This is a genomic window from Pararhodobacter sp. (assembly GCF_034676075.1).
Classification (GTDB): domain Bacteria; phylum Pseudomonadota; class Alphaproteobacteria; order Rhodobacterales; family Rhodobacteraceae; genus Pararhodobacter.
The window spans coordinates 1-10,876 of the sequence record NZ_JAUCCQ010000137.1 but is presented as its reverse complement, the minus strand read 5'-3'; the positions used below and the strand labels follow the sequence as shown (position 1 = coordinate 10,876).

Sequence of the window (10,876 nt, the reverse complement as noted above, 5' to 3'; positions counted from 1 at the left end):
CTCCCGGCCGAAAAAACATATTCCAAAATCCGAATTTCTGTATATCTAGTGACTTGATCACTGACCGGCAGCGGCAAAAGCGGTAGCTGAGACGCCTCTTTACGCGCCCCGGCTGGGCGCCGGCCCTGCCTTCGGAAGGACAAGACCCATGGATTCCAGGAAGATTTCCGACAAGCTTTCGGTCGCGCCGCAGATCTCTGTGGCCGACGTGGCCGAAGCCCGCGCGCAGGGTTTCCGCGCCATCGTCTGCAACCGCCCCGATGCCGAGGCCCCCGACCAGCCCGGTTTCACCGAGATCGAGGCCGCGGCCCGGGCCGCCGGGATGGAGGCGCGCTATATCCCCGTCACCCCCGGTCTGGTGCGCGACACCGACGCCGAGGCCATGGGCGCGGCGCTGCGCGACCTGCCGGGGCCGGTGCTGGCCTATTGCCGGACCGGCACCCGCTCGGCCACGCTGTGGTCGCTGGCCGAGGCCAGGACCCGCCCCCTGCCCGAGATCCTGGCCGCGACCAAGGCCGCGGGCTATGACATGAACGGCGTGGCGCGGCGCATCGCCAATGGCGGGCGGACGCCCACCGACACCGGCGACGCCAGTTTCGACGTGGTGATCGTCGGCGCGGGGGCGGGCGGGATTTCGGCCGCGGCCTCGCTGAAGGCGCGCAAGCCCGACCTCTCCATCGCCCTGATCGACCCGGCCGACATTCACTATTACCAGCCCGGCTGGACCATGGTCGGCGGCGGCATCTTCGACGCCCAGACCACGGCGCGGACCATGGGCAGCCTGATCCCGGCCGGGGTGCACTGGATCAAGTCGGCTGTCGCGGCCTTCGAGCCGGCCAACAATGCCGTCATTCTGGATGGTTGCCGGGTGGTGAAATACACCCGCCTCATCGTCACCCCGGGTCTGAAGCTGGACTGGGGCCGGATCGAGGGCCTGCACGAGACGCTGGGCCGCAACGGCGTGACCTCGAACTACCGCTACGACCTCGCGCCCTATACCTGGGAGCTGGTGCAGGGGCTGAAGGGCGGGCGGGCGATCTTCACCCAGCCGCCGATGCCGATCAAATGCGCCGGCGCGCCGCAAAAGGCGATGTATCTGTCGGCCGATGCCTGGCTGAAACGCGGGGTGCTCAAGGATATCGACATCCAGTTCAACAACGCAGGCGGGGTGCTGTTCGGCGTCAAGGATTATGTCCCGGCGCTGGAAAGCTATGTGAAGAAATACCGGATCAACCTGAATTTCTTTCATAATCTCATCGCCGTGGACGGCCCCTCGCGCAAGGCCACCTTCCGCGTCGCCAAACCCGATACCGAGCCGACCACCGTGACGGTAGACTTCGACATGTTGCATGTCGTGCCGCCGCAGGTCGCGCCCGATTTCATCCGCGTCTCTCCCCTGGCCGATGCCGCGGGCTGGGTCGATGTCGACCAGGCGACGCTCAGGCACAAGACTTATGACAACATCTGGTCGCTGGGCGACGTGATGAACGCCCCCAATGCCAAGACCGCGGCGGCCGCGCGGATGCAGGCGCCGGTGGTGGCGCAGAATGTGGCCGACGACATCGACGGGCATTCGCCGTCCGCGATCTACAACGGCTATGGCTCCTGCCCGCTGACGGTGGAGCGCGGCAAGATCGTGCTGGCGGAATTCGGCTATGGCGGGGCGCTGCTGCCCTCCTTCCCGAAATTCGTCATCGACGGCACGAAACCCAGCCGCGCCGCCTGGCTGCTCAAGGAAAAACTGCTGCCGCCCGTCTATTGGCGGGGCATGCTGCGCGGCAAGGAATGGATGGTGAAGCCTGAAAAGGTCACCGCCCCCTCTGCCTGATCCTACGACCCGAGACTGACCCAGAAAGCCTGAACCATGTCCTTCCGTCTTGCCAAATACCTGCCCGTGCTGGACTGGGGCCGCCGCTATGACCGCGACGCGCTGTCCAACGACCTGATCGCCGCGGTGATCGTCACCATCATGTTTATCCCGCAATCGCTGGCCTATGCCCTGCTGGCGGGGCTGCCGCCCGAGGCCGGGATCTATGCCTCGATCGTGCCCATCGTGCTGTACGCGATCTTCGGCACCTCGCGGGCGCTGGCCGTGGGGCCGGTGGCTGTGGTGTCCTTGATGACCGCGGCGGCGGTGGGTCAGGTGGCCGAGGCCGGGACCATGGGCTATGCGCTGGCGGCGCTGACGCTGGCCTTCCTGTCGGGGGCGATCCTGCTGGCCATGGGGGTGTTCCGCCTGGGGTTCCTGGCGAATTTCCTGTCGCATCCGGTGATCGCCGGGTTCATCACCGCCTCGGGCATCCTCATCGCCGCCAGCCAGCTGAAGCATGTGCTGGGGATCAGCGGCGGGGGCGATACGCTGATCGAAGTGGTGGAATCGCTGGTCTCGCATCTGGGTCAGACCAACCTGATCACGCTGGCCATCGGCCTCAGCGCCACGGCCTTCCTGTTCTGGGTCCGCAAGGGCCTGAAGCCGCGCCTGCGGGCGCTGGGCCTCGGCCCGCGGATGGCCGATGTGCTGACCAAGGCCGGGCCGGTGGCGGCGGTGCTGGTGACGACGCTGCTGACCTGGGGCCTTGGCCTGACCGATCGCGGCGTCGCCGTGGTGGGCGAGGTGCCGCAATCGCTGCCGCCGCTGACCATGCCTTCCTTCTCGCCCGAGTTGCTGAAACAGCTGCTGGTGCCGGCGATCCTGATCTCGGTCATCGGCTTCGTGGAATCGATCTCGGTCGCGCAGACGCTGGCGGCCAAGAAGCGCCAGCGCATCGACCCCGATCAGGAGCTGATCGGTCTGGGCGCCGCCAACCTCGGCGCTGCTTTTACCGGCGGCTATCCGGTGACCGGGGGCTTCGCCCGCTCGGTGGTGAACTTCGACGCGGGCGCCGAAACGCCCGCCGCCGGGGCCTTCACCGCTGTCGGTCTGGCGATTGCCGCCGTCGCGCTGACGCCGCTGGTGTATTTCCTGCCCAAAGCCACGCTGGCCGCGACGATCATCGTCGCCGTGCTGTCGCTGGTGGATTTCTCGATCCTCGGCAAGACCTGGAAATATTCGCGCGCCGATTTCTTCGCCGTCGCCGCGACGATCCTCCTGACGCTGGGCTTCGGGGTGGAAACCGGGGTGTCGGCCGGGGTGATCCTGTCCATTGGCCTGCACCTCTACAAGACCTCGCGCCCGCATGTGGCCGAGGTGGGCCTCGTCCCCGGCACCCAGCATTTCCGCAACATCAACCGCCACAAGGTCGAAACGGATCCGAAGATCCTCAGCCTGCGGGTGGATGAGAGCCTCTATTTCGTCAACGCCCGGTTCCTGGAGGATCTGGTGCAGGACCGCATCGCCCAGGATTGCCCGATCCGCCACGTGGTCCTGATGTGCACCGCCGTCAACGCCATCGACTATTCGGCGCTGGAAAGTCTGGAGGCGATCAACACTCGCCTCAAGGATCTGGGCATCGGCTTCCACCTGTCCGAGGTGAAGGGTCCGGTGATGGACCGTCTGCACAAGACGCATTTCCTGGACGAGCTGAACGGCCGGGTGTTCCAGTCGCAATACGACGCCTGGCGCAGCCTGACCGGGGCGCCGCGGCCGGTGCCTGCGCCCTCGACCGTCGCCGCCAATGCCTGAAACGCGAAACGGCCCCCGGATCGGGGGCCGTTTTTCTTGAAGCGCGAGGCTGAGAGGTTCAGTCCTCCATCGCCTCCAACTCGTCGATGAAGCCCGAGATCATGCTCAGCCCCTTGTCCCAGAATGCCGGGTCCGAGGCATCGAGGCCGAAGGGCGCCAGCAGTTCCTTGTGGTGCATCGAGCCGCCGGCTTTCAGCATCTCCAGATACTTGTCCTGGAACCCTTCGGGCGCGTCGCGATAGGCGGCGTACAGCGCGTTCACCAGCCCGTCGCCGAAGGCATAGGCATAGACGTAGAAGGGCGAATGGACGAAATGCGGGATATAGGACCAGAAGGTCTCGTACCCGTCCATGAAGCGGAAGACCGGGCCGAGGCTTTCGGCCTGCACCGACATCCAGAGCGCGTTGATATCGTCCGGGGTCAGTTCGCCTTCACGCCGCGCGGCATGCAGCTTGCACTCGAAATCGTAAAAGGCGATCTGGCGGACGACCGTGTTGATCATGTCCTCGACCTTGCCGGCCAGCAGCGTCTTGCGTTCGGCCTTGGTCTGGGCACCGGCCAGCAGCTTCTGGAAGGTCAGCATCTCGCCGAAGACCGAGGCGGTTTCGGCCAGCGTCAGCGGGGTCGAGGACAGCAGTTCCCCCTGCCCCGCCGCCAGCCGCTGGTGCACGCCATGGCCCAGCTCATGCGCCAGCGTCATCACGTCGCGCGGTTTGCCGAGGTAGTTGAGCATCACATAGGGGTGGACGGTGGTGACCGTAGGATGGGCAAAGGCCCCCGGGGCTTTGCCCATCTTCACCCCCGCGTCGATCCAGCCCTTGTCGAAGAAGGGCTCGGCCAGCTCGGCCATGCGCGGATCGAAGGCGCCGTAGGCCTCCATCACCGTCGCCTTGGCCTCGTCCCAGCCGATCAGGCGCGGGTTCTCAAGCGGCAGCGGCGCGTTGCGGTCCCAGATTTCCAGCCGTTCCAGCCCCAGCCATTTGGCTTTCAGCGCGTAATAGCGGTGCGAGAGGCGCGGATAGGCCGCAACCACCGCGTCGCGCAGCGCTTCGACCACCTCGGGCTCGACATGGTTCGACAGGTGCCGCCCGGTCTGCGGCGTCGGCATCTTGCGCCAGCGGTCGGAGATTTCCTTCTCCTTGGCCAGCGTGTTGTGGACCCGGGCAAAGAGGCGGATGTTCTTCTCGAAGACGCTGGCCAGCGCCCGTGCCGCCGCCTCGCGCTTGGCGCGGGCCGGGTCGGTCAGCAGGTTCAGCGTCGCTTCCAGCGGCAGCGGTTCTTCCTCGCCCTCGACCTCGAACGACAGGCCCGCCATCGTCTCGTCGAACAGACGGTTCCAGGCGGCGGCGCCGACCGTCGACTGGTCGTGCAGGAATTTCTCAAGCTCGTCGGACAGCTGGTGCGGGCGCATGGCGCGCATCCGCTCGATGACCGGGCGGTAGCGGTTCAGCGCCGCGTTGGCCGAGAGCAGCGCCTCCATCTGGCCATCCTCGATGCGGTTCAGCTCCAGCGAGAAGAAGACCAGCGGCGTGGTCGCCACCGTCACCCGGTCCTGCGCATCGGCCATGAACTTGGCGCGCTCGCTGTCGGTGGTCATCTGGTAATAGCGCAGGCCGGCGTAGCTCATCAGCCGCCCGGCGGTGATGTCGATCGCCTCGTAATCCTCGATGCATTTCAGCAGCGCGGCGGCGTCGAGCCCGGCCAGCTTGCCCTCATAGGTCGCGGCGAAATCGGCGCAGGCCTTGTCCAGCCAGTCGAAGTCGCGGATGACCTCGGGCGCGTCGGGCGCGGGGTAGAGGTCGGTCAGGTCCCATTCCGGCAGCTTTCCCAGCGCCTTTCCCGACAGATCGGCATCGAAACGGCGGAGCTCGGTCAGCGCGGGCAGTCGGAACATGGGTCACCTTCTCTTTGGGTTGGCCAAGATGTAGTCGCCGCGACCCCGGCGTGCAAGCGCGCGGCCTTGCGCGATGGACTGGGCGCCGGGCCACGCTAGACTGAATCCCCACCCTGCAAGGAGCCGCCGATGCCCGACACGCCCGCCCCGGACCTGCCGCTGCTGATCGGCACCTTCGTCGGGGCGACGTGGCGGCGATGCTGGCCTGCCTGGCCCCAGACATCCACCTGACCCGCATCGACGACGGCGCGGTGACCGCCGAGGCCCGCGGCCTGCCCGCCGTGGCAGCGCTGATCGGGCGCGAGGTCAAGGCCCCCACCCGCCGCGGCTGGGAGCTGCGCGAGATCCGCAGCGCCGGGGAGACGACGCTGGTCGAGATCGCCGTGGTCGAGCATCCGGGCCCGGGGGTCGAGCGGCGCAGCCGGGGCGCCGTCTCGTTCCGGCAGCACCCCGACGGGCTCATTCACCGGCTGGTCGAAGAGGTCTGAGGCCTCAGCTCCGGCGGCGCCCGCGGCGTTCGCGGCCGTGGTTGTGGGTGGGATCGCCGCAGCCCGGCGCCTCGGTCCCGTCCGAGGCCGAGCTGAACGGACCCAGCGCGGCGGTGATCTGCTCCAGCGTCGGACGTTCGCCGCGCGGGCGGGTGTCCAGCGCCTCGCGCATGGCGCGCAGGTGTTCGGGCATCGTGCCGCAGCAGCCGCCGATGATCGAGGCGCCCGCATCCCGCGCCAGCACCGCGTAATCGGCCATCAGCGAGGGCGTTCCGTCATATTTGATCGCGCCATCGACGTATTTCGGGATGCCCGCATTGCCCTTGGCGATGATCGGCAGCTCCGGCCCCTGCGCGGCGAAGCCGAGGATGGTGCGCATCAGGTCCGAGGCACCGGTGCCGCAATTGGCGCCGAAGGCCACCGGCGGATGGGCCAGCTTGCCCACCAGCTTGACGAAATCGGCCGAGGTCACGCCCATCATGGTGCGCCCGGCGGTATCGAAGCTCATGGTCCCGGCAAAGGGCATGCCCGCCAGGAAGCAGCCCTCGGCCGCGGCCTTGTATTCCTCGGGCGCCGAGATCGTCTCGACCCAGAGGACATCGGCGCCGCCCTCTTTCAGCCCCTCGGCCTGTTCGTGGAACATCTCGACCGCCGCCTCATGGGTCAGCGTGCCCATCGGCGCGAAGATCTCGCCCGTCGGGCCCATCGAGCCCGCGACCAGCACCTTGCGCCCGGCTTTGTCGGCAACCTCGCGCCCGATCTCGGCGCCGATGCGGTTCAACTCGCGCACCCGGCCCTGCGCCTCGTGCAGTTTCAGGCGGCTGGCGTTGCCGCCGAAGGTGTTGGTCAGGAACAGGTCCGACCCCGCCTCGACCGCCGAGGCATACAGATTGCGGATCCGCTCGGGATATTCGGTGTTCCAGAACTCCGGCGCCTCGCCAGAACTGAGGCCCATGTTGAACAGGTTGGTCCCCGTGGCGCCATCGGCCAACAGGAAACCGCGTTCGGCCAGCAGGACGGACAGGGGGTCGCGGGAAACGGACATCTCTACCTCGGCAATGCAAAACGCGCCGCGGTGCGCGGCGCGTCAATCTTCTGGCTTGTCGCATATCGCCGAGCGCAGCGCAAATGCACCCTGCGCATGACGATCATGAGGCCGGTTCAGCCCTCGGACACCATCTTGGCTTTCACGTCGAGCATGATGGCGGCCATCTGCGCGCGGATCTCGGCCTCGGTGGCTTTGCCCTCCAGATCCTTGATCAGCTTGCGCAGCACGTCGGCGTCGCCTTCTTCCTCGAAATCGGCGGTGATGACTTCCATCTGATAGGCGCCGACCGCGTCGCCCGTCAGGCCCAGAAGACCCGCCGCCCAGGCGCCCAGCGCCTTGTTGCGCCGCGCCGCGGCCTTGAAGGCCATCTCGGCGTCATGGGCATATTTGGATTCGAAGGCGTTTTCGCGATCATCGAAGGTGGTCATGGGCGGGCCTCTCTTTAAACCGGACGCGGGGTCGTTTCCGCCCCAGATATGGGGGGAGACGGCCCAGCCTGCAAGCCTTGTTTGCACGGGGAACACCCCTGCCGCCTGCGGCGCGCCGTCGCCGGGCGCTGCGCTTGCGGGGCGGGTCCGCATGGCGTATAGGCACCCTGACTTCAGCCGCCTGCGCCCCTGCCGCGGGCCTCCCGGGGAATCATCTGACATGGCAAGACGCACCAAGGTTTACGAGGGCAAGGCCAAGATCCTCTACGAAGGCCCCGAGCCCGGAACCTTTGTTCAGTACTTCAAGGACGACACCTCGGCCGGCGACGGCGCCAAGAAGGCGCAGATCGAAGGCAAGGGTGTGCTGAACAACCGCCTGTCCGAATATTTCATGACCGGCCTGAACGACATCGGCGTGCCGACCCACTTCATCCGCCGCATCAACATGCGCGAACAGCTGATCCGCGCGGTCGAGATCATTCCGCTGGAAGTCGTGGTGCGCAACATCGCCGCGGGCTCCATCTCCAAGCGGCTGGGCATCGAGGAGGGCACGCCCCTGCCCCGCCCGATCGTCGAATTCTACTACAAGAACGACGCGCTGCATGACCCGATGGTCAGCGAGGAACATATCCTCGCCTTCGGCTGGGCCACGCATCAGGATCTGGACGACATCGTGGCGCTGGCCCTGCGCGTCAACGACTTCCTGTCGGGCGTGATGATGGGCGTCGGCATCAAGCTGGTGGATTTCAAGATCGAGATCGGCCGCATCTATGACGGCGATTTCATGCGCCTCGTCGTCGCCGACGAGATCAGCCCCGACAGCTGCCGCCTGTGGGACGCCAAGACCGGCCAGAAGCTGGACAAGGACGTCTTCCGCCGCGATCTGGGCGATCTGAGCGAAGCCTATACCGAGGTGGCGCGCCGTCTGGGGGTCATGCCGACCAACGTGGCGCCCATCACCAAGCCGAAGCTGATGAACTGAAGGACCTGCCGATGAAAGCGCGCGTGCATGTGATGCTGAAAACCGGGGTGCTGGACCCGCAAGGCGAGGCCGTGCGCCACGCTCTGGGCGCGCTCGGCTTCGACGGGGTCGAGGCGGTGCGGCAGGGCAAGGTGATCGAGCTGGATCTGGCCGAGACCGACCGCGCCAAGGCCGAGACCGCGGTCAAGGCGATGTGCGAGAAGCTGCTCGCCAACACGGTGATCGAACGCTACGAGGTCGAGCTGGTCTGACCAGCCGCCGCCAAGACCGGAACCGGGGGGCCCAGCGCCCCCCTTTTCTTACCCGGGAATGCCCATGGATATCCTCGACCGACTGCCCGCCCCCGTGCCGCAAACCCGCCTGCTGTGGGAGGCGCTGGTCGATCTGCAGGACCGGACCGATCTGGGCATCGGCCCGCTGGGCCCGCGCGGCATCATCCCGATCACCGGCGGCCGGTTCCGCGGCGGCCCGGGGTTTGCGGCGCTCTCGGGCACGGTCCTGCCGGGCGGCGCCGACCGCCAGCAGGTGCGCCCGGACGGCGCGCGCGAGCTCGATGCGCTCTATGAGATGCAGGTGGCTGACGGTGCGATCCTGACGATCCGCAACCGGGTGATCATCGACGAAAGCGTTGCCGGGCCGCGCTATGCCATCGGCCGGGTGCAGGTCACCGCGCCCGAGGGCCGCTGGGGCTGGCTGAACCGCCGGGTCTTCGTCGGCACCATGGCCAGCGCAAGGCCCGAGCGCGCGGCGGTGGTGATCCGGGTCTGGCTGGTCGAGGAGCACCCGGGCGATTACGCCAGCGTGTGAGCCCTCAGGACCCCATCGGCGTCCAGGGCCAGGGCTTCTGCTCGCTCGCCGCCGATTGATAGCGCGCGGCCTTGGCCACCCAGGCGCCGACCATGGCGCCGAAATCGCCCAGTTCCTCGTTCGGGCGGCCCTTGTTGGCGATCATGATCACCACCTGCAGGACGGCCACGGCGAACAGCAGCGATTGCGCCACGCTGATCAGCATGGTGATCACCACGATCCACAGGATGCGCGGGATCAGCTGACGATAGCTTTCCTCGACCGGCGGTTCGGCCTTGTCGTCGTCAAGATGCGGATGCTGGCGCGCGCGCTCTGCCATGTCGGGGCCTTTCTGTGGATGGGCGCCAGAGTGGCGCAATGCGACCGCCCCGGCAAGCCCGGCGCTTGTGCGGCGGGAGGGTCTTCGCCTAGGCTGGTGCGGACAGGAGGATCGGATGAACCGACGCATCGACGGGCCGGGCAAGATCGACCGCAGCGTGAGAATGAGCCTGGCCGAACGCCGCTGGCGCCAGAGCCCGGATTACGTCCCTCCGCCCCCACCCGCGCCGGGCGAAAAGCGGCGCGAGGGGCTGGTGCTGTTCCTGGCCTTCGTGATCCTCGTCGCGGCGTTCGGCGGCGGGATCTGGCTGGCGATCCTGTAAGGGGTTACGAACCCAGCCGGTAGTTCGGGCTCTCGCGCGTGATCTGCACGTCGTGGACATGGCTTTCGCTCAGCCCCGCGCCGGTGATCTTCACGAAATTGCAGCCCTTGCGCATCTCTTCGACGGTCGCGTTGCCGGTATAGCCCATGGCCGCACGCAACCCGCCGACGAGCTGGTGAATGACCGCACCCGCCGGGCCCTTGTAGGGCACCTGCCCCTCGATCCCTTCCGGCACCAGCTTGTCCGAGGCCGCGTCCTTCTGGAAATAGCGGTCGGCCGAGCCGCGGGCCATGGCGCCGAGGCTGCCCATGCCGCGGTAGGATTTGTAGCTGCGGCCCTGATAGAGGATCACCTCGCCCGGTGCCTCGTCCGTGCCGGCGATGGCCGACCCCACCATGGCGCAGGAGGCCCCGGCGGCGATGGCCTTGGCGAAATCGCCCGAGAATTTGATGCCGCCATCGGCGATGACCGGCACGTCGCCCGCGGCGGCGGCCGCATCCATGATCGCCGTCAGCTGCGGCACGCCCACGCCCGCGACGATCCGCGTCGTGCAGATGGAGCCCGGGCCGATGCCGACCTTGACCGCATCCGCCCCCGCGCCGATCAGCGCCTTGGTCGCCTCACCCGTCGCCACGTTCCCCGCCACGACCTGCACCGCGTGAGAGAGGGCCTTCACGCGCTCGACCGCCTCGGCGACCGAGGCGGAATGGCCGTGCGCAGTGTCGATGACCACGAGGTCGACGCCCGCGTCGATCAGCATCGCCGAACGCTCGTAGCCCGCATCGCCCACGGTCGAGGCCGCGGCGACACGCAGGCGGCCCAGCTCGTCCTTGCAGGCCATCGGGTGCAGGACCGCCTGTTCGGTGTCCTTGAGCGTCAGCAGGCCGGTCAGGCGGCCCTTGTCGTCCACCACCAGCAGCTTCTCGATCCGCCGGGCGTGCATCAGGCTGCGCGCTTCCTCGCGGT

At 67.5% G+C, this 10,876-nt stretch carries 12 protein-coding genes; 7 read left to right on the top strand and 5 right to left on the bottom strand.

The features are described 5' to 3' along the window. The first annotated feature begins 148 nt into the window (after positions 1-148). Complete coding sequence (locus tag VDQ18_RS20755) at positions 149-1,828, top strand: TIGR01244 family sulfur transferase (protein WP_323022780.1); 1,680 nt, start codon at positions 149-151, stop codon at positions 1,826-1,828. Between the two features lie 36 nt (positions 1,829-1,864). Next, on the top strand, positions 1,865-3,622 hold the full coding sequence (locus VDQ18_RS20750) for a SulP family inorganic anion transporter (protein WP_323022779.1): 1,758 nt from the start codon (positions 1,865-1,867) through the stop codon (positions 3,620-3,622). Positions 3,623-3,680: 58 nt separating this feature from the next. Here the strand turns inward: VDQ18_RS20750 and VDQ18_RS20745 are convergent, their stop codons facing one another. Continuing rightward, a complete protein-coding gene (locus tag VDQ18_RS20745; protein WP_323022778.1) occupies positions 3,681-5,516 on the bottom strand; it encodes a M3 family oligoendopeptidase in 1,836 nt (611 codons plus the stop codon). A gap of 104 nt (positions 5,517-5,620) precedes the next feature. Here VDQ18_RS20745 and VDQ18_RS20740 point away from each other — a divergent pair, with 104 nt between their 5' ends. Beyond that, positions 5,621-6,004 (top strand): nuclear transport factor 2 family protein, encoded by a 384-nt coding sequence (locus tag VDQ18_RS20740; protein WP_323022781.1) that lies wholly within the window; start codon positions 5,621-5,623, stop codon positions 6,002-6,004. 4 nt (positions 6,005-6,008) lie between these two features. Here the strand turns inward: VDQ18_RS20740 and bmt are convergent, their stop codons facing one another. Both bmt and VDQ18_RS20730 read right to left on the bottom strand, forming a co-directional pair. After that, complete coding sequence (bmt, locus tag VDQ18_RS20735; protein ID WP_323022777.1) at positions 6,009-7,049, bottom strand: betaine--homocysteine S-methyltransferase; 1,041 nt, start codon at positions 7,047-7,049, stop codon at positions 6,009-6,011. 116 nt (positions 7,050-7,165) lie between these two features. After that, positions 7,166-7,480: a DUF1476 domain-containing protein gene (locus VDQ18_RS20730; RefSeq protein ID WP_323022776.1), complete on the bottom strand. Its 315-nt coding sequence runs from the start codon at positions 7,478-7,480 to the stop codon at positions 7,166-7,168. Between the two features lie 220 nt (positions 7,481-7,700). Between VDQ18_RS20730 and purC the strand changes: the two genes are divergently transcribed. The 3 genes from purC to VDQ18_RS20715 all read left to right on the top strand — a co-directional run bounded on the left by purC (position 7,701) and on the right by VDQ18_RS20715 (position 9,269). Then, positions 7,701-8,462, top strand: a complete 762-nt coding sequence (gene purC / locus VDQ18_RS20725; RefSeq protein ID WP_323022775.1) for a phosphoribosylaminoimidazolesuccinocarboxamide synthase — start codon at positions 7,701-7,703, stop codon at positions 8,460-8,462. Positions 8,463-8,473: 11 nt separating this feature from the next. Next, the gene (purS, locus tag VDQ18_RS20720) at positions 8,474-8,713 is read left to right on the top strand and encodes a phosphoribosylformylglycinamidine synthase subunit PurS (protein ID WP_107749794.1); all 240 of its coding nucleotides are present in this window, start codon (positions 8,474-8,476) and stop codon (positions 8,711-8,713) included. Positions 8,714-8,777: 64 nt separating this feature from the next. Further along, complete coding sequence (locus VDQ18_RS20715) at positions 8,778-9,269, top strand: DUF3237 family protein (RefSeq protein WP_323022774.1); 492 nt, start codon at positions 8,778-8,780, stop codon at positions 9,267-9,269. Positions 9,270-9,273: 4 nt separating this feature from the next. Here the strand turns inward: VDQ18_RS20715 and VDQ18_RS20710 are convergent, their stop codons facing one another. Beyond that, the gene (locus tag VDQ18_RS20710; RefSeq protein ID WP_107749792.1) at positions 9,274-9,588 is read right to left on the bottom strand and encodes a DUF4389 domain-containing protein; all 315 of its coding nucleotides are present in this window, start codon (positions 9,586-9,588) and stop codon (positions 9,274-9,276) included. 115 nt (positions 9,589-9,703) lie between these two features. Between VDQ18_RS20710 and VDQ18_RS20705 the strand changes: the two genes are divergently transcribed. Then, positions 9,704-9,910: a hypothetical protein gene (locus VDQ18_RS20705; RefSeq protein ID WP_323022773.1), complete on the top strand. Its 207-nt coding sequence runs from the start codon at positions 9,704-9,706 to the stop codon at positions 9,908-9,910. 4 nt (positions 9,911-9,914) lie between these two features. Here VDQ18_RS20705 and guaB read toward each other — a convergent pair. After that, positions 9,915-10,876: IMP dehydrogenase (gene guaB, locus VDQ18_RS20700; protein ID WP_323022772.1), on the bottom strand; the 962-nt coding region annotated here is incomplete at its 5' end.